Annotated in this window: 20 protein-coding genes, 4 tRNA genes and 1 pseudogene; 3 read left to right on the top strand and 22 right to left on the bottom strand. The window is 36.0% G+C overall.

The genetic code is table 11. The features are described 5' to 3' along the window. Positions 1-41 precede the first annotated feature (41 nt). From ABN212_RS13565 to ABN212_RS13485, 18 genes and pseudogenes are all read right to left on the bottom strand, one after another. A complete protein-coding gene (locus ABN212_RS13565; protein ID WP_432807466.1) occupies positions 42-1,241 on the bottom strand; it encodes a pyocin knob domain-containing protein in 1,200 nt (399 codons plus the stop codon). Continuing rightward, positions 1,233-1,604: pseudogene (locus ABN212_RS18895) on the bottom strand (hypothetical protein); the annotation flags it as partial. The gene ABN212_RS13565 and the pseudogene ABN212_RS18895, both read right to left, overlap by 9 nt. A 5-nt stretch (positions 1,605-1,609) precedes the next feature. Further along, a complete protein-coding gene (locus ABN212_RS13560) occupies positions 1,610-2,266 on the bottom strand; it encodes a DUF2612 domain-containing protein (protein WP_196533791.1) in 657 nt (218 codons plus the stop codon). Further along, complete coding sequence (locus ABN212_RS13555; RefSeq protein WP_198632227.1) at positions 2,263-3,450, bottom strand: baseplate J/gp47 family protein; 1,188 nt, start codon at positions 3,448-3,450, stop codon at positions 2,263-2,265. Before ABN212_RS13555 ends, ABN212_RS13560 begins: the two co-directional genes overlap by 4 nt. Next, positions 3,443-3,787 (bottom strand): hypothetical protein, encoded by a 345-nt coding sequence (locus tag ABN212_RS13550; protein WP_198619794.1) that lies wholly within the window; start codon positions 3,785-3,787, stop codon positions 3,443-3,445. The genes ABN212_RS13555 and ABN212_RS13550 overlap by 8 nt, the downstream gene beginning before the upstream one ends. Next, on the bottom strand, positions 3,784-4,476 hold the full coding sequence (locus ABN212_RS13545) for a Gp138 family membrane-puncturing spike protein (protein ID WP_198632228.1): 693 nt from the start codon (positions 4,474-4,476) through the stop codon (positions 3,784-3,786). The genes ABN212_RS13550 and ABN212_RS13545 overlap by 4 nt, the downstream gene beginning before the upstream one ends. A 2-nt stretch (positions 4,477-4,478) precedes the next feature. Further along, positions 4,479-5,291, bottom strand: a complete 813-nt coding sequence (locus ABN212_RS13540; RefSeq protein ID WP_198632229.1) for a baseplate hub protein — start codon at positions 5,289-5,291, stop codon at positions 4,479-4,481. After that, complete coding sequence (locus ABN212_RS13535) at positions 5,260-5,580, bottom strand: phage baseplate plug family protein (RefSeq protein WP_196533794.1); 321 nt, start codon at positions 5,578-5,580, stop codon at positions 5,260-5,262. The genes ABN212_RS13540 and ABN212_RS13535 overlap by 32 nt, the downstream gene beginning before the upstream one ends. A 12-nt stretch (positions 5,581-5,592) precedes the next feature. Then, positions 5,593-6,081 carry a phage baseplate protein gene (locus ABN212_RS13530; protein WP_198632230.1) on the bottom strand — a complete coding sequence of 163 codons (489 nt, stop codon included), beginning with the start codon at positions 6,079-6,081 and terminating at the stop codon, positions 5,593-5,595. A 2-nt stretch (positions 6,082-6,083) separates the two neighbouring features. Next, positions 6,084-8,387 carry a hypothetical protein gene (locus ABN212_RS13525; RefSeq protein ID WP_198632231.1) on the bottom strand — a complete coding sequence of 768 codons (2,304 nt, stop codon included), beginning with the start codon at positions 8,385-8,387 and terminating at the stop codon, positions 6,084-6,086. Positions 8,388-8,469: 82 nt separating this feature from the next. Further along, positions 8,470-8,928, bottom strand: a complete 459-nt coding sequence (locus ABN212_RS13520) for a hypothetical protein (RefSeq protein ID WP_198632232.1) — start codon at positions 8,926-8,928, stop codon at positions 8,470-8,472. Between the two features lie 63 nt (positions 8,929-8,991). Beyond that, positions 8,992-9,444, bottom strand: coding sequence for a phage tail fiber protein (locus ABN212_RS13515; protein ID WP_198632233.1), 453 nt, complete (start codon positions 9,442-9,444; stop codon positions 8,992-8,994). Positions 9,445-9,454: 10 nt separating this feature from the next. Beyond that, a complete protein-coding gene (locus ABN212_RS13510; protein WP_198619789.1) occupies positions 9,455-10,942 on the bottom strand; it encodes a DUF3383 domain-containing protein in 1,488 nt (495 codons plus the stop codon). A gap of 8 nt (positions 10,943-10,950) precedes the next feature. Further along, positions 10,951-11,463, bottom strand: a complete 513-nt coding sequence (locus ABN212_RS13505) for a phage gateway protein (RefSeq protein WP_198625781.1) — start codon at positions 11,461-11,463, stop codon at positions 10,951-10,953. 98 nt (positions 11,464-11,561) lie between these two features. Beyond that, positions 11,562-12,011, bottom strand: coding sequence for a lysis protein (locus tag ABN212_RS13500; protein WP_198632234.1), 450 nt, complete (start codon positions 12,009-12,011; stop codon positions 11,562-11,564). Next, the gene (locus ABN212_RS13495) at positions 12,008-12,412 is read right to left on the bottom strand and encodes a structural protein (RefSeq protein WP_198619786.1); all 405 of its coding nucleotides are present in this window, start codon (positions 12,410-12,412) and stop codon (positions 12,008-12,010) included. Before ABN212_RS13495 ends, ABN212_RS13500 begins: the two co-directional genes overlap by 4 nt. After that, entirely contained in the window at positions 12,405-12,713 is a 309-nt protein-coding gene (locus ABN212_RS13490) for a phage holin, lambda family (RefSeq protein WP_088495157.1), read from the bottom strand. Before ABN212_RS13490 ends, ABN212_RS13495 begins: the two co-directional genes overlap by 8 nt. Before the next feature lie 362 nt (positions 12,714-13,075). After that, positions 13,076-13,891: an antitermination protein gene (locus ABN212_RS13485; RefSeq protein ID WP_198632235.1), complete on the bottom strand. Its 816-nt coding sequence runs from the start codon at positions 13,889-13,891 to the stop codon at positions 13,076-13,078. Between the two features lie 238 nt (positions 13,892-14,129). Here ABN212_RS13485 and ABN212_RS13480 point away from each other — a divergent pair, with 238 nt between their 5' ends. After that, positions 14,130-14,867, top strand: coding sequence for a LexA family transcriptional regulator (locus ABN212_RS13480; protein WP_198625783.1), 738 nt, complete (start codon positions 14,130-14,132; stop codon positions 14,865-14,867). Between the two features lie 122 nt (positions 14,868-14,989). Here ABN212_RS13480 and ABN212_RS13475 read toward each other — a convergent pair. The 4 genes from ABN212_RS13475 to ABN212_RS13460 all read right to left on the bottom strand — a co-directional run bounded on the left by ABN212_RS13475 (position 14,990) and on the right by ABN212_RS13460 (position 15,619). After that, positions 14,990-15,065 (bottom strand) — tRNA-Thr (locus tag ABN212_RS13475). Positions 15,066-15,071: 6 nt separating this feature from the next. Further along, a tRNA-Ser gene (locus ABN212_RS13470) sits at positions 15,072-15,159 on the bottom strand. Between the two features lie 290 nt (positions 15,160-15,449). After that, positions 15,450-15,525 (bottom strand) — tRNA-Thr (locus tag ABN212_RS13465). A gap of 6 nt (positions 15,526-15,531) precedes the next feature. After that, positions 15,532-15,619 (bottom strand) — tRNA-Ser (locus tag ABN212_RS13460). A 202-nt stretch (positions 15,620-15,821) separates the two neighbouring features. On the opposite strand from ABN212_RS13460, the gene rcsD reads away from it, so the two are divergent. Together rcsD and rcsB are read left to right on the top strand one after the other, a co-directional pair. Continuing rightward, entirely contained in the window at positions 15,822-18,530 is a 2,709-nt protein-coding gene (gene rcsD / locus ABN212_RS13455) for a phosphotransferase RcsD (RefSeq protein WP_349443310.1), read from the top strand. A 2-nt stretch (positions 18,531-18,532) separates the two neighbouring features. Then, positions 18,533-19,189 carry a response regulator transcription factor RcsB gene (gene rcsB / locus ABN212_RS13450; protein ID WP_006533269.1) on the top strand — a complete coding sequence of 219 codons (657 nt, stop codon included), beginning with the start codon at positions 18,533-18,535 and terminating at the stop codon, positions 19,187-19,189. Positions 19,190-19,335 lie beyond the last annotated feature (146 nt).

Raw genomic sequence — 19,335 nt, 5'->3', positions numbered from 1 at the left:
GTTGGGAATAGAAAGTTGAGAATTAACACTCAGAATCAAAATTAATACCCAATCGCTATATATGTAAAATGGATATAACCAGAATTTCCAGTTAAAGTGAACCCTGTCCTTGTTCGGTTAGTTGTACCTAACATTGCATACCCATCTGCGGCTGTAACCATTATTGTCAAAACAGTATTAGGAAAAGGCACTGAAAATTTAAAATCTAATGACTGCCCTGCACTCCATTTATGTTCATTCCACTGTTGCATAATGCCTGTATCACCACATTTCCACCACCCACTTCCAGTTTTATTAGCCGTATTCTTAGCTCCATAACTACCTGCGGGAGCATAGTTCCCTTTCAGTTGATATTTACTATCAGACTCACCTTTGGAATAGCTATATCCAGAAGCTAAATAATTCCCTTTTGGCTGATATTTACCATCCGATTCTCCCTTAGAATAACTATAACCCGATGCTAGATAATTCCCCTTCGGCTGATATTTGCCATCTGATTCACCTTTGGAATATGCGCCCACATCAGCTGCGGTCGGTTTATTTTGACTATTAAACTCTTTTGCCCATGGTGTAAAATTACCTTTATCATACTGGCTACGAGAATAAATACGGCTCGTGTTATAAACATAATAAAGTTGATTAATACCCGCATTTTTTAAAACAATTAATGTACCCGCCATGGTTTCTGGGTAATTTAAATTTGTAGTCGCATTTGCATTCGCTGGCTGAAAATAAATACCCGCTGTTTTATAGTTATTTAAATTTTGATTAGCGCCAATTGAAATCGCCTGATTAGAAAAAATATCTTGCGATGTTACCGTTACATCACCACTCAATGGCTTATCATTAACTTTACGTGTGGCAGCAACATAATTACCTTTCGCTTGATATTTATTATCCGCTTCAGATTTTGAGTAACTATAACCCGCTACTTGGTAATTCCCTTTCCCCTGATATTTACTATCAGATTCAGCTTTAGTATAGCTTTCACCTTTAGTCGCATAATCGCCCGACGGTTGATAACTTCCTTTTGGCTGATATTTACCATCAGATTCTACTTTGGTATAGCTTTCGCCCTTAGTAGCATAATTTCCCGCAGGGGCATAATTCCCTTTCGGTTGATATTTCGTATCAGTTTCGGCTTTTGAATAACTATGACCTTCAACTTGATATTTACCTAGTGGTTGAAAGCGTTTGTCCGCATCGTCTTTAGAATAAGCGCCAACTTCATTCGCTGTAATATCCGCTTTTAATTCAATCCATGCATTACCAGCAATTGGTTCAACATTATTATTTTCAATTTTAGACTGCCAAGCTTTATTTTTATGATAAACCACACTACGAATAGGATAAGGTTTGCCTGCTTCCGACCACTTAGCAAAACCCTGCAATTGCATTTCACCAATAGACTCGGTGATATCGTGAAATAAACTATTCATTTTTTCACGTTCAATATCTTTTGCTGCTGGATCAGTAACTTGGTCACGTTCATAATCGTAACCATAACCTTGTGTATAAGACACAGAACCATCAGATTGAATTTCAACAGGCACAACTGTTTTATCCCCTTGTGTTGCAAAGGGGGTTTTAAATATTTTAGTCATAGGAATTATTCTCCGAAATTACTCTTCAGAAAGTTTTTACGATATTGACCATAACCAAAGGCCTTCTTGGTTACGATACGATATTTGACGCCCACGCCAGAAGGACGCGGCATTAAGTCGAAGTTTTCTAATAAAAGACGTAAACGTTCATCTGGATTAAAATTAAAAACATAATACATATACGTCATATCAAAAGGATCGAGCACAAAGACTTTGCTATCTTCACGCCAGAAAAAACGTTTAAGAAACTCATTAATATTGGTCACGGTAGGACTTTGAGTGAGATTAAAATAACGCATTCTCACCAGCATTCTTTTTTGATCTAAAGTCAGCGATAGAGTGTAATCCGCATTTCGTCTAAAGTTTGCCTTAAAATTGGTTTTCTTTTTACCAAAGCCAAAACCTATTTTATTTTTATCACTAGGAGGAATATCAATCCCTAAAGGCACATCTAAAATACGTGACCATACGGATAAACCAAAGTCGTTAGCTGTATCAATATTAAATACATCTCGATACCAGTTTTGCCAAAATGAAACCGTAGATTGATTAAAGTAAGCCGCTTTTAAATGTGCTAATGCTTTTAGCTTATCTGCATTTTCATATTGCCAGAGGATCGCTTTAAGTAGATCAGAATGAAAATCAAATTCTTGAATATTCATACGATCACCACTTGTACTGCCCCTTTTGGTAATCGGGCAATTTGATTAAGACAAATAGGAATTAATGCAACATTCCAATTTTTTCCATCTGTTGAAAGCTCAACTTTAGTGACAAATAAATGAGGCTCAACCGCATTAACCGCCGCTGAAATTTCAAAAGGGGAGACTTCTCGCCCGACCACCAGCCCATTGTCTCCATCTATTTCACCCTGTACCCATTTCTCTAACGCATTAGGAATAATGGTTTGTGCATCAATATTGGATTTTTTTACAGAAACACGGCAAAACACCAATATTTCTTTCGGTCGTGAAAATTTAATAGGATATTCTTGACCACTTGCTGGCTCTATTACCTTTATTTCAATATCACCATTAAATGCAGCACCTATTGTTTTTGTTCTTAATAATGATTTAGCAATTTCATGGCTATCCCCACCTTCTATACACACGTAAATGCTATGCGGTAATAATGAAATACCATCAACAATTAACGCTTTATCATTAAAATTTTCACGAAAAGAAAGAGAATTAACGCCCTCTAATTCATATAACGAAGAAGTAATTGCTTCTGCAACGCTAACTGTATTTTTAGCGAGTGTTTGTTTACGCCGACGCCTTGCCTTTATATCTGACTCAGCATGACGACCAACAACTGCATGGGTTAAGTTATTCACTTTTTCCCATCCTAATACAGAACTTGCCACTTTATTTAATTGCCCAATACCACAAGTAATAGAGCCATATTCTTTGGCTCGCATATCGCCATTAATTTTCCCATTATTAGCGATAATTAATGGCGATAACGTTTCAAAAACAGCCCCCATTATTGTGAGTGCCTGAGAACCTTTAGGAATAATAGTACCGGGAATACCCGTAAACTCGACATCACTTAAATAGGAATGTGTGGCATTAATACGCTCGCCGCCCATTAAAGCCCATATTGCATCGAGAAAAATACCACCAGCAATATCTGGATTTATTTGATTTGCCAGTTCAGCATTATTACGAACAATCGCATCCCGATTTTCAATTTCCATAGTCGCCAATACTCCTTGTGGAGTTTCTGGCGATAAATTAATGGATTGACCAAATACAGCACGAAATTCGTCTTCTACACGATTTCGTAATGTTGATGTATCAGGAACAATCACACCTTTATTATTGATATAACGATAGTCAGCCATTCAATGTAAATCCTCCATATATCGTGCGTATATCTGCCTGATATTTCAATGTTCCCTCTTCTAGAAAAGCATGGAAATAAGTGATAGAGACAACGTCCTCTATTTCAGCAATACGTTGTCGAAACGCCATTTCAAATAAAGGAAGATCAGCTTGTCGGCTAAATGTTGCTGACCAATAAGGAATACCTTTATCTTTTTTATGTAGCATTTCACCACGGACAGCCTTAATAAAATGCTGACAAAGATTTTTTACTGCATCATCGTTGTCACAAATTTGAAGGTTACCATCAGCACCTATCGCAAAATCATTCTGCTGGTTTATTGAAAATGTCCTCATATTGGACTCCCTGTATTGTCTTTCCCTGCTTGCACCCCACTATGGGTATGTGTTGAGCCGATATCTTTTCCGTTATGGCGCATCAGCCCACCTTGTGAATCACTATTACCATTTACAGCGTAATTACCATTAACAGTAACATTGCCAGTAAATATCGTTTCAGGTGCGTTGATCTCATATTTTGGGGTTTCTAATACAACTTTATCGTTATGAAGAGAGAAACAGACTGAACCATCCATTGACTGAATAACTAAGGCGTCAATGTTCCTCCCATCAATAGCCCATCCTTTGATCGTGTCAGGAAAAAACATAGCATCACTAAACGAATGTAATCGTGTTGTATTGGGTTGATCTTCTAAACCACCACGTTGAAAAATAAGGCTAATATCACGATCACAGGCTTTTAACCAGCCAAAATCACCGGGTTTAATGGGGGCTCTAATAAAAAATCCACCGCCACCAAATCGAAACACAGGAATGTTAGCAACAGAGGCTCGAGAGATTTTTTCATCATCCGTAGTCAACATCATGACCAAGGGCTTTATCATGGCTCGGTTGGTTTTTTCATCATAATTAATGACAGTTGCGGGTAACATATCATCTGTATTCATCATTAAATGGCGAAATGCAGACGAAAAAGCCCCTGCCAGTGAACCAACACTGGCAATATCATTATTGGGTTTACTCATAGTTAAGCTCGTTTACATGTTGCGGTATAGGCAAAATCAGCATCATGAGAGGCAACTTTAAATTCAAGCTGCTCAATAATGTAATCGCCATTTAGTGAGGTATTTAGTTTACTATCAAGGCGAAGTATTCCGCCTAATTCAGAGGTACTATCGATAAGATAACTCACCGTCAATCCACTCTCTGTGGCTTTAGGAATGCCAATCATGCCTGAATTCATATTCAAAATACGAAATCGGCTTTTTAATGCTTTATCGTCATCTTTTACGAATAACGTATCATCATCAATAAAAGCTTTAACATTTCCTGACTCTTGTAAACGCTCTATTTGATGTAATGCGGAGCCACAATAATACCAATTAGCAATATTCTTATCGGTCGCCTGAAAATCTAATTTCACACCACAGTCATTAGCAATGGCTAACGCGATTTCACTCAATTTTTGAATTGCGCCACCACTAGAAGAAATAATTTTCCCAGAACAATGATGGCTGGTTTTTGCAGATAACGTTACGGTGACATTCGGAGGAGAGTCTATTTCTGCACTGACGATATCGCCAATAAAAAGCGAAAATAAGCCAGAGTTAATGCGACCAACTTCTAAATAAAGTCGCCGAACTTGCTTATTTTTATTATAAGGACTGGTTTCCGTCAGCAAATAATCCCTTGTCTCGGCATTAAGCCCTGTAATAGCGATTTTACATTCGTTTTGTAATGGATTTGCATATTTTTTTCCTCCTGCTGATATACGCAATCCTTCATACCATTGAAGCCTTTCGCCGACCTCAATCCCCACCCTTATTCGCCGAAGATCCATCTTCATTACTCCAATACACTAATGATTGTGTTTTTGTAAATTCCTCATACCACGGTAAAGCATCATTTTCTGTTAAAAAAACTAAATTAATCCCTTGGTTTAAATAACGATAAGGAATAATAGGTGTATTAGCGACTAAGCGAATACCTGTAATAAGTACTTCACCATCTCGCTCAATATCACAAAACATGGTTTGATTAGCGACCTTCAACGTAAAAATCCAATCAACACCAGCTATTTCGACAGAAAATCGCTGATTAGGAATAGCTTGTAATGGAATAGTTTGCATTTTATCTACCTCCTATTTTTCTTTTTTTCCTATTTGTGTTGATTTTTTACTTTTGACATTTCCACGATTGACTGTTGAGGTTTGCTTTGGTTTTTTTGTCGATTTAGAAGATTTTTTATTATATTCAGGCTCTATTGTTTTCCATTCTATAAATTTGAGTGTTAATTCGATGGCATTCACTTTTTGGGGATCTTCATCATGACTAAGGCTCTCTAACAACATCGGTTGATAGGTTTTGACTCTAGTTTGAATTCCCACCAGTGTGTGTTCGTCATAAAGCTGCTTGATAATAGAGTAACGATTCACAATATCACCCGTTAATAGTAATTCGACACTTATACTAATAGGATCAACAATGATGTGGTCGCTACGATTTTCACCATTTTCAACCGCAAATTTAATAACTTGGTGACTATCAGTAATCGAAACTTTCATCGGATTAACGCTATCAAATAGTGTTGCAAATGACTCTAAATCAAAAATTCTAACTTCAGTTATCATAATTAACTCTTACCTCCGCTAGAGTAGTGCTCTGAAATTTCTTTAGCAGCTTCATTTATCAATGTTTCATTAATCGCTTTCGCAACACCAGGCCCGTCAGTGGCTTGTGTTTCAATTCTAATTTCACCAATTTGAACATTACTTTCATTTTTAACGCTTGATTGGTTACTGATCATTTGACTGGTCATCGGGTTTAAACTATTTGTTGATGACAGTGTTAATCCATTATTTAACGCATTTACATCTTGTACTGGATTATAATAGGGTATTGCTGGCTTTGGTTGTGGAATGGTGTAATTGAGATTGCCTTCGTCAGATAATTGTCGCTCTACTTTTTGAACAACTTTTATTTCGTTTTCAGCATCCTCCATACCTAAAAAGCTTTTTGCTGATTGCCAAATCCCTTTTATTGAATCAATACCTTCATTAACCCAACCTAATATTTTCTCTATATATTCCCACATCCAACTAAATACGCTAACCACAGCATCAGAGACAAAAACAAAAACATTAATAATTGATTGCCCCCACTCGATAATATTATTAATGCCTGCATTAAGCGCTATAACAAATTGATTAAATGCGTCAGATATATAATTCCAAGCAGCAATAACATGTTCAGCAATAGCCTTTGAAGCAATCGTTAAAGATTGAACAAAAACTTGCCATGCTTCCCATACAATCATTATTGCGTCTTTAAGCGCGGGGTATTGATCCAATATACTGCCTATCATTGAATCATTACCATTAATAAAATTCATAATATCGTCATAAACGAGTTTAAATGCCGTCGCTAAGATCCCAATAACAGCAGCAATAGCTAATATAGGGAGTGCCGTTGCAAGTGTAGCAACTGCCGCAGACACCATTGCAGGTAAATAAAAAATGGCAACAGCACTACCAATAGCTGAAAAGAAACCGATAACAAAATCTTTATTGTCAATACAAAAATTAACTAATTTATCAAACCACGTTATTCCTTTTGCAAGAACGGGAATAATTATCTCTAAAAAGTTATTTTTTAATTGTGCTGCTAATTGATCAAACTTATTCATTACTGCATTAAGTTGAATAGAACTTTCGATACTTTCATCATTAATACCAGAAAATTGTTTTTGAACCCCCATTGTGCGCTCTAATTCTTCGCGCCCCTTCATCATTAATTCAATGGTTTTTTCATCGACAACACCCAGTTTTTCCAGCTCTTTTTGGGCTCCATCAAAGCTCATCCCTTTGACTTTATCTGCGGTCTTTAAAAGTTGTTCGATAGGATCTTCTGTATCATTAAATGCATTGGCCATTGCCGTCAAATCAGCTTGAGCGGCCTCTTTTGTGCCCCCCATTTCAGCCATAACACCTGAAAATGCATCGATATCGATAGCTGCGATACCTATTTTTTTACTCAGTTTATCTAGCGACTCTATTTCTTTGGCGCGATCTAATGAAGCAGAAAAAACCTTTTGCAAAGTCCCCGTAATATCCTTAGCGCCAATGGCGTTAAGAATATAGTCCTTCATTTTCGCTGTGGTTTTCTGATAGCTTTTACCTGTTTCATCAACACTATCACCTAATCGACGTTGAGCCTTTGCTTCTTTAACTGCCGCTTCAATGCCTTGCGTTTGCATTGTGGTAATAAAAGTATCGTAATCAGCACCTAATTGTTTAATCAGTGCATCGATGACAATTTTACTTTCTTTATTTTTCTTTTCAGCTTCAGTTAAAGAACTCAACTCACCATTAAGTGAAGATAATTGCGCCTCCATTGCATCATATTCAGCATTGAGGCTTGCTAAAATATGAGCTTCCGCTGCGCCATTGTTATTGACCAATTCTCTTTGGTAATCTAACACCGACATAGCGCTTTTCAGGTCATCAATACTTTGTGTTACTGAATTAATTTTATCTTGAGTTTCACTGATATTAAGATCAATATTTATTGGCTCATTAAGTGATAAGCCCAGCATGCCCACTAAGATTTCTTGCAAGAATTTATCAAACTCTTGCGTTCCCATTAGTGCGCTTTTAACAATGCTTTGAATTGAGTTTTCAATAGTTACAGAAGCACTTGTCATTTCATCACTATTAAATGAAATACTTATGTCATGATCTTCGGGTAATTCCCCAAGATTGAGGTGAATTTCTTGAACAAAGTTATAGAAACTAGTAATACCTCCTGAAACCCCCTGTTCAATATTTTTCATTTCAACAAGAATTTCATCTGCTGATTTTCTAATATTTGCTAATGCACTATCAGATACTTCAGCCTCCAACATTAGTACCTGAGAAAATACCTGTAATAGAGACATTATCTCTCCTTTGACGCCGCAAGCGCCTCGTTATAACGATTAGTAATCGCGATCTCCCACAGATCAAAGGCTTCCTCTAGATCTATAGTTGTTTTGAGTTCTGTGAAGGAGGCGAAACCCGCGGAGATGATGACTGCAAAGAAGCCATCAGCGTTTTTATAATCGACGGGAGAGAATCGCTGAACTTGCCTAGTAGGTATTGTAGGAAATTTGGGCTCCCGTCTTTGCCGAAAAAACTGGTGTTGTATTTCAGCATTTCGAGTTCAAGACGAATCAAAGCTTCCCCATCAGGCACATGATTATCAATTAATGTGCTGGTTTTTAGATAAATCTCTTGCCCTTCTTTTTCAACTGCCACATAAGCCATCATTTTTAACATGGCTTCTTTGCTAACTTCATAATCGCCAATTTTAGGTGCATTTGATAAAGGATATTTAGCAAGAATTTCTCGCCCAATCGTTGCAGGTAATCGGCTAATAATAAAAGTATGTTCTTCACGATCACTATCAATAACAGTGATCTCTTTTGGTTTAATTAACATAATTAAATTCCATAAAAAAGGCGGCCGAAGCCGCCATTAGATGAATAAGAATAACGCTAAAAATTAACGTGCTCTGACACGATCAAAATCTTGGAAAATAAAGGTGTACTGTTTAGATTTGAGACGCCCAGCACTCGCAATTGAATTACCACGACTACCATTAGTAATTCGACCATTACGAGCAGTGGTAATAGAGCCATCACCATAAGAAGCCACTAATGTAATAATATCGCTTGCATGACGACGTCCTCGTCTTGCTGTATTTGCATCAAGCAAAATAGCCAAGTTTTCATCTTCTTCACTACCTGCTAATACATTAACCGTCACAGTTTGAGGTGTAGGCGCTGACCAACTCACTAAATTACCATTAATATCTACTGCGGTTTGAGTGATATCTACTGCTGGTAAATCTAAAGGATCAGCATCATCTGAAAATGTGGTAATAGGAATACCTGCAGGAAATGTGTTACTTGCCTGAATAATTAAACTTAAACCTGTTGCTGAAATATCGTTCATTGTTTGTTCCTTAAACTAAATTGTGTGAGCCTTCAACTTTACGAACCCAATCGCCTTTACCGTAAATTAATACATATTTCATGATGTATTCTGGTAAATTAGAAGGGCCTGTTTCTTCAACGATTTCAGCGTTATACCAATAACCTTTATTTTGTACATCGTGCCACGCTAAATCATCACCTGCTGCATCTGTAATTGCGATTTTTTGTACTTCAGCCAGCGTTTTACCCGTAAGAATAGTGCCATTATTTAATGCTTTCGTAACCGCACCCGCAATAACCATCATCGCTCTTGCTTCACCATCTTTATTCGCTGGAATACCACGAGTGGAAAGCAATAAGCTTAACCATTGCTGTGCGATATGGGCTTTTAGCCATTGCTCATTAGTATGAACACTCATATCTAATGGATTAGAAGCATTTCCACATAAAAAACCACGTTGATAGAAGCTAATATCAGTGCCAGTAACAGCTGTTTCACCGTAATAGTTCACGCGTAATTTATCTAATCTATCCGCCGCAATATCTGTCTTAACTTGAGATGGGAAAGTGATACCAAATTGACGATACATATAGTTAGTCGTCGCGTTTGTGCGATCAAAATCTGTTGCCGCCATAATTGCCATCGGTAGAGCTTGAACAAAAAAGTCATCATCTGTTTTTAAATTTAATCCCGTTGATGCGGTACCGATTAATGCTTTACTATAAATTTCGGCTTGTTTATCCGGAACTGATAAATAGAGCTGGTATTTTACATTTTCACCCGCAATATACTCTGCTAACTCAACACTTTGCTCTACTGAAAGCTCGGTTAAGAATGTCGCACTACCAAATGAATCAGAAATCGCTTCGGCAGCGATAAATGCTTGAAGCGCCGTTTGTGCCACATTACCCTCAGATGCCTCTCCGTCACTTAACCCCATAGCATCGGCTAAAAGTGAGTGATCTATGGTGATCTTCGCTTTTTCTTGTACACCACCACTCATCAAAAAAGCACCATCAAGTGCATTAAAAGTGACGTAACAATTGGCAAATTGAGGTTCGCTTTCAGCGTTTAATTTAGCTTGGATCAGAGAAGCAACATCAGCGTAAGACTCAACATCTTTTAGGGAAATATCAGTAATATTTTTAGAGATATCACCGATAGTCAAAGTAAATGCACCCTCTTCAATTAACTTTAATTTATCAAGCGTTGCTGCTGGCGTACCAAATAATGTCGGAGCACGACCTACGGGTTCAAAAGAAGCAATTTGTAGCTCTTTAGGTTTACTAATAGGTGCGGGACTAACATAACTAAAATATTGACGAGCAAATTTCGCTTCTGGTGATCCTGCACCAAGTAATTCATCCACTTGCCCACTAGCAAATTCAAGTACTTTCCCTGCTGGAATTTTAGGGTTTGTTGAGAAAATACGAGCTGTAAGTTTACGCATAGGTGCGGCTGATGCACCAATAACTGCGCTCGCAATATCAATATAGCGCGTTTGTTTAATAGACATATTTATCCTTAAATACGATATAGATTAGTAATAATTAAATTTGTTGCAGCAGTGTCTAAAGATAACGTACTGGAAAAAGTGACATTAAAATCAAATGAAGGATTATGCTCATAACTATTTCCAGCATTTATTATCGGCGCTCGTCTAATTTCGCTCGCACGTTGTATCCCTATTCCCACTTTTCTCATTGATTCGACAAAAGACAACGAATTAATAATCATTCGAGTCATTCGAATTAAATCACCTGCTGTTAAATTTGGATGTTGTTTAATAAAACCTTGAACCTGAAATGTTAATTCGAACAGTTGTTTTTCTTTATGATTTGCATTATTACCTTGAATATTATAATTTCTTTTTTGCCAACCTTGGCCAACCTCCTTTATAGGAAAAAACATAATAATATTATTATCTTGTTTTTTATCTGGCTGATAACCAGCAATAACATCAACATTAATATTTGCTGATTTAAATTGTTTTAATAGTTGTTCACGAATGGCAATATTAATATCATTATCTTTCATTTTACCTCCTTAATATAACTCTCCTTTTCTTTATAAAAATTTAATCTATTTTATTTTATAAATAATTTTTATTGATTATAAATTAATTAAAGGGATTTTTAATTAATACACTCTTGCCGAATATAATCTTGTAAACCTAAAATGATCTGTTCTGATTGCGCAATTCGTTCTCTGAGTACCCAATAATTTCGGATAGCGGTGTCAGTAGGTCTGGCGGTGCTTGCATCAACCAAGCCGGTGGTGGAATTGGCTGATATTTTGGGGCATTCTGCTTTGATATACACCCGCTCAGGAGTACGCTCACTAATATCACGCAACTGATCAATTTCTTTTTTTGCATGCACAAGTTCCTGTAAATGACGATTATCAAGTTGATTAAGCTGACTTATTCTTAATTGATAATCTTTATTCTCTGCAATCTGTTGAATAAGAGATTGATTAATTTTATTGTATTCCTTTTTCAAGGATTTATTTTTATCAATTAACCAAATCGATCCTATACCTAGGCATAAAATCACTATTGCCATTATTTTTAATAAATAATTCATAATAACAACCAGGCATCTTCAAAAACTTTTTCTGAATAAGGTTGATAGCCAAGTTCAATATTAACAATCACTACTGCTAAAGGAATAGCGACATTTTTTAATTGTGTATTAATTGGATTATCTTCCTCAATACCAATTTCTTTTGATGCTCTAATAATATAGCCTGCCGTATTATTTTCGTTAGGTGGAGCATAACGATTGATAATTGTTTTAATAGTGTTTAAACCATATTTTTTTTGGTACGTTTGTAATAATTTGTAGATAGCTCGTATTCCATATTCAGGTGAAATAAATTGACAAAAATCTTTATCGGTTTGCTCTATGGATAATCCTTGCCATTTCGAACCGTGCCGGATATTACCGGGATTATTATTACGCTCACCTCGTGCTATTTTAGCCATTTTTAACTCCTGCTCTTCCTTTAAGGAGTTTACTCACGGAATCTACTCCGACATAGCCAATAAACACACTGGCTAAGTAAGCAAACTCATGATTAATATTAAATAAAATTAGAATATCTTTAATAAACCAAGCAAACATTGCACACATCAGCCCATCTATAGAGGTTTTTTTCCATCCTCCGCCGTTATATAAACCTCGAAGAATAGCCATTCCTCCAGCTAGAGAGGCTGATATTCCTTGTTCTTTCATTGAAGAAAGGACAATAAATATCTGTTCCCATAGATCTGGATTTTCTTTCATTGTTTCTCATGGCTTACCTCCAATAGGAGGAACTGTAATAAATAATATACTCATCCACAGCACTTAAATTTAAGTACTGTTTTAACATGAGTATGTTTATGTTTTATCTAATTAGATAAGTGGCAGATAGAAAAAAAGACCACATGGTGGTCTTCTATTGAAAATAAAATTTAACAGATATCGTTAATTTATATTAGTTACGAAAATAGAGATACAAAAAAGCCCCACTTCAAAAGTGGGGCTCTTTATATTCTGTTGTGAGGTCTTTAGATACAAATCTCTCACTGTGGAGTTATAGTATGCTTATTTTTCCTAGAAGTCAATAACTAGTTTCTACAAAAATAAATAAATAGAGAAAATTATTACTTAGCAGTCACTTCTTGCAGAATCTTTTCTGATAAGGACTCTTCTTTAAAGCACTCTTCAACTAAATGTTCAAATAACGGCTTGTAGTTACTGTACGCAGCAGTTTTAGAAACACTCACCACCATTTGTACTTTCTCTAATACTTCGCTGAATTTTAAACGAGGATACCCGCGTCCTGAACATTGATTACAAGGTTTGAAAACAGACATACCCTGCTTTTCACTCTCTTTTTTATCTAAAACTTGACCACGTCCATGACAACGACATGCTAAACGAATTTCAGCTTTCCCCTTACATGTAGGGCAAACCACTCGAGTTGTTTCTCTTACTTCACGGTAAGAAGTTTTATTTTGGGGTTTAACTTTAAACTCATTTTTAAAATTTCGCTCAAGCTCTTTAACAGATTTTGAGGTGTAGCTTTTGGTAGTAAAAACGTCAACTTCAATAAATCCATTACTGCAATCAGGACACGCTTTCTTACTTGCGGCACTTCTTGCGTAATCTTGGAAAGCATAATTAGCAATAATGTGTAAAACATTAGCTTTCACATCTTCATTAAGTTTATCAATGGCTTTATATTGATAAGCTTGGGTTAGTGCATATTGATAAAGGCTTTCTATTGCTTCACTGGGATGATTAATACTATGTTTAGCTAAAAATAACTCTATGCCCATTCGCCCTTTTCGAGTTGCTAAACTAATTGATGTCATCACATCAGTCACTGACAGTGAATCTACTGCCTTCACTGTTCTTACATCACTTAATACAATGCTTTTTGGTGAAAAATATTTAGGTAAGTCTGCTAGTCTCATTTAATGCTCCTTTTGATTTCCTATCACTACTCATTGGTCATCCATGTACCACGACAAGGCATGGCATTTATGCATCTAAATCACCCGCATTTTACGGCGTTATCTCAACGTGATTTTTACTTACCACTCTTGCATTGGTTTATTTAGTTACTTTTTTGTACTTTTCGCACTTTTATTAACTAATAGTTAATGCTATATTTTAACCAAAGTGACGTCAAGCAGCAAAGGAAATTAACCAGTGGTTAAAAATGATAATAAAACGGAGTTCACAAAAAGGCTTCAAGAAGCTTGCTTAGATTCAGGGATTGCAGGACGTGGATTAGGTAAAAGAATTACAGATGCACTCGCTGAGCAAGGCATAAAAGTCAGTGCTCCAGCTGTATGGAAATGGCTGAACAATGAGTCAATTCCTGATCCAACAAATATCTTAGCATTAAGTCGATGGCTCGATGTTCGAGCAGAATGGTTAGAATATGGGCGAGGAGCAAAAAGAAACGATGGTGTTTCAGTAAATGAAATGACACCTGTTGATGATTGGGATAATAATACGCCGATAGAACGAGATGAAGTTGAGATCCCCTTCTATACTACTATTGAATTGGCTGCAGGTTTCGGAAGTTGTACCACTGATAATCAAAAGGTGGAATTATTGAGATTTTCTCGTTCTACATTTAATCGCTATGGTGTTCAACCTAGTGATGCCGTTGCTTTTAAAGTTCATGGTGACAGTATGTCCCCAGTTATTCCTGATGGTTCGATTGTCACTATCAGTACAGGACATACAAAAATTATTGATGGTGGTATTTATGCTATTCAACAAGGCGATCTTTTGAGAGTTAAAATTTTACACCGACTCCCCAATAACACCATTATCATCCGCAGCTATAATACTATTGATTACCCAGATGAGCGTTCGACATTAGAAGAAGTGAAAATTTTGGGACGAGTATTTAATTGGTCTGTGATGGGTTGGTGATCACGATAATACACAAAAACACCACAATCTTTTTATGTGGTGTTTTTTTACTATATCATTTCAATATTAAAATTGATCCAAGAAAAAACCCGCTATCTCTTGCGAGATAACGGGTTCTTATATGGTGCCGGCTACCGGAGTCGAACTGGTGACCTACTGATTACAAGTCAGTTGCTCTACCAACTGAGCTAAGCCGGCTAATTCTGGCGGAAGGATAGAGATTCGAACTCTAGGATGGTTTCCCATCGGCGGTTTTCAAGACCGCTGCCTTCAGCCACTCGGCCATCCTTCCATAGCGCGGAATTATGCCTATCTCTGACCCCGCTGTCTAGTCCTGATTGTAAAAAAAATGACTTTTTTATCTGTTTGCTCAATCTTCAAACGCTTTCTGCTTAAAAAATGCTAACTCACTAATATATTGATTAATTTTTGATAACTAAAGATAAAAAAGCAGAGTGATATCAAGAAATAAACGGAGTACCCCATAAGGAACTAAATAAAAATAAATAAGAGGAAAAATGAAAAAGAGAATTATAGATAAGAAAAAACCCGCTACCTCTTACGAGATAACGGGTTCTTATATGGTGCCGGCTACCGGAGTCGAACTGGTGACCTACTGATTACAAGTCAGTTGCTCTACCAACTGAGCTAAGCCGGCTAATTCTGGCGGAAGGATAGAGATTCGAACTCTAGGATGGTTTCCCATCGGCGGTTTTCAAGACCGCTGCCTTCAGCCACTCGGCCATCCTTCCATAGCGCGGAATTATGCCTATCTCTGACCCCGCTGTCTAGCTCCGATTGTAAAAAAAATAGATTTTTTTGTTTGTTTGCTCAAAGTTCATCCGAATATCCCTTTTAAAAGGATAACCTGTTAATATAATGGCTGAATAATGGTGATTGTTTATTCAATTTTCTATTTTTAATTACATTGTCTCTTAAAGGCTCGCAAACTGAATGCGTACATTGAACCAACTCAAGCCAAATACACTAACTCGTCTATATGCCCTATTCCTTCTTTTTATGGTCATATCGCTTTTTCTATACGCTTACAGTTATTTTGACACTTGGCTAGATAGCAAAAAAAACGCTATCAACAATACAACTCTCAAATTCTCTCGACAGGTTGAAGATTACCGTTATCACTCTAATCAGCTTTTTCAGTTATCAAATAAAATAACCGATACCTCGATGTTTCCTGTATTGCGACTTAATCCAATAAAATTGCGTTCTGATGTATTTTGGCTTGAAGGACGAGACCAAACCGTAGATTCCATTATATTTGGTAAACCCAATGAGCAAACCTTTCAGTTAGCACAACGATTTGCAAATTCACTCGAAATTCTTTGGGGTGTGCGTAATGATTACAGTTCACTTTATTATCTAAATGGTAAAGGGAATGATCTTATCTTAATTACGACCCATTCTGTGCTTAAACCGGAGATCCGTTACAAAGAAAGCTATTTAACATTAACGGCTGAAAGTAAACGGTCTGAGTTATTGATGCAATCAACTGCATTAGATGAAAAAGAGAGCCTTTCTCCTATTAGGAAAATGTCTACGGAAAACATTTATTACTATACTTATCGTATTATGTTTAATGTTCCGGGTCAGCTAACCAGCGTAGTGGCGTTTGATTTGCCTATCAATAATTTCTTGCCTTCAGAGCTATCTCCACACTACTTAAGATTACTTCCGACAGGTCAGCAATCTGTTTATGACAAGAATAACATTGAAATATCAACCGATGGCTCTTCACTGATTTTTTCTCAACCGATTATTGGGATCCCATATTCACTCTCTTATGAATACCCTATGAAGTCGATTATAAAAGAGATTGCCTACAAAAATATTTGGTTATTAATCAGTCTGCTGATATTTATTTCTATCTCCGTTTTTGGCCATATTTATATCCGTAACAAGTACGTTTTCCCTTATATCTCTATGACTCGTAATCTACGGATCAAAGAAGAGATGACAAACGACATCATTTCAAACCTTCCGATAGGATTACTAGTCTATAATTTTTCCTCTAACCATAAGATTATTAGTAATAGTCATGCGGAAAAATTACTGCCTCATATCGATTTATCTAAGATCCGCCAAATGGCAGTTGAGCACAATGGCTTAATTCAAACGGCTATCAACAACGAAATTTATGAAATAAGAACAAGTAATAATAACAATATTGACAATACCTCATTATTCATATTTCTGAATAAAGATAACGAAGCGCTAATCAATAAAAAATTACAACTTGCACAGCAAGAATATGAGAAAAATACCATCGCACGACGCAAGATCTTATCTAATATGTCATTAGAATTAATGCGTCCTATCAAAGATATAAATGAGATGGTTTATCAATTTAAAGAATTATTACCCGAAGACACTCATCAACAATTGCTTAGCTTATTATTAGAGAAAACAAATTACATTTCTGAATGGATAGAAAACATTACATTAATTAATAAGTTAGAAAACCAAGAATGGAAAATTCATAAGGATGAATTTGAACTATCAACATTAGTTGAATCTATTCTGATAACAGCATCACCTTTTATGATAAGAAAAGGCCTAACACTTTATTTCCACAATAATATAAGACCTGGATTACTTTTAATTAACGATGGTCCCGCTTTAAGTAAGATTATTTTATCATTGATTAATTATGCCATTAGCACGACTAATTATGGAAAGATAACCGTTAATCTGAATTTAGTTAAAAATAAAGATAAAGAAGAAATACTTATAGATATTATTGACAGTGGAAGCGGGCTTACCCCTCAAGATATTGCTAATATAAAATACCCATTCTTAGGACAAGCAATGGGAGACAAATATTATTCTAATTCAGGTATCATTTTTTATTTATGCCATTTGCTATGCAACAAAATACAAGGAGAATTAACGATTAAGAGCCAAGAAAGTATTGGTTCTCATTTCCAAATTGCACTCCCATACCAGCATATAGATACTGAAGAACGAACATTTAACGTATTATTAGAGGGAGTAAACGCAAAACTCGCTATAAAAAATCCTGAAATAGAAAAAATTATCTGTCAACAGCTTGATAAATATGGCGCCACATACTTTGATAAAAATAAAGAGAATCTTTATCCTGAATACGATATCATACTTAAGGATACGCCGAATGATAACCCTGAATCTCCAACAATATTATTAATGAGTTCTATTGTTGGATTTGAAAAAATATCAAAAGATTTAATAAAGTGTAACTATAACTTCGGTGATCCGTTAATAGAGGCTATTACTTATTTAATTGAAGAAAATGAGTCATTTTCCCTAGATACAACTGAAGAGAGTATTTGGGATGAAAATAATAACCTTGATAAATACGAAGTAATTCTTAATAATTATAGGAAGAAGTTGAATGGTAGTGATTATAAGGAACTATTTATCAGTACTGTTCCTATTGATGTTGAAAAACTACACTTAGAAGCAACAAATAAAGACTTTTATTCTCTAGCCCAGACAGCTCACCGTCTAAAAGGGGTTTTTGCCATGTTAGATTTAGAATATCTCAGAGAAAGCTGTGAATATTTAGAGCATGACATAAAAAATCATAATGAATTAGAGATCAAAGAACGTATCACTCAACTGGATAAATGGATTCAACAGTTGCTGCAGCAAGGTAACAATTAAACATGAATAACCTTAATATTATTATTGCCGATGATCACCCAATCGTTTTATTCGGTATTCGTAAATCTTTAGAACAAATTGAATGGGTCAATGTTGTAGGTGAATTTGAAGATTCGACTTCACTTATCAATAACTTACCTAAGTTAAATGTGGATGCTTTAATTACTGACTTGTCTATGCCTGGCGATAAGTATGGTGATGGTATTACACTCATTAAGTACATTAAAAGACATTATCCTAATTTGTCGATTATTGTACTCACAATGAATAACAACCCAGCTATTTTGAGCGCAGTTCTTGATCTTGAAATTGAAGGTATTGTGCTTAAGCAAGGTGCTCCGACTGATCTACCAAAAGCATTGGCTGCACTACAAAAAGGCAAGAAATTTATGCCTGAAAGCGTTGCGAAGCTACTTGAAAAAGTAAATGCAAATGGTTATGGCGATAAACGTTTATCACCAAAAGAAAGTGAAGTGCTGAGATTATTTGCTGAAGGCTTTCTTGTGACTGAAATCGCGAAAAAACTTAATCGTAGTATTAAAACGATTAGTAGTCAGAAAAAATCAGCCATGATGAAATTAGGTGTCGATAACGATATCGCATTACTTAATTACTTGTCATCAGTGACTATTGATAAGGAAATTAACGGCCCAGATTAATTTCACCGTAGTTACCTTAGTCGCACCGATAAAATCAGGAAGCTCATCCCTTTGTGGGAGCTTCTCTGCTTTTTAATTTTTACTCTTTATCTCTCATTCTCTTTGGGTTTGCCTTTCTCTTTTCTTGCAAATATTTCCTGTTCAGA

This window comes from Proteus genomosp. 6 (assembly GCF_040139785.1).
GTDB lineage: Bacteria > Pseudomonadota > Gammaproteobacteria > Enterobacterales > Enterobacteriaceae > Proteus.
Note: the sequence above shows the minus strand (reverse complement) of the source record. Positions and strands in the feature narration are given on the sequence as shown.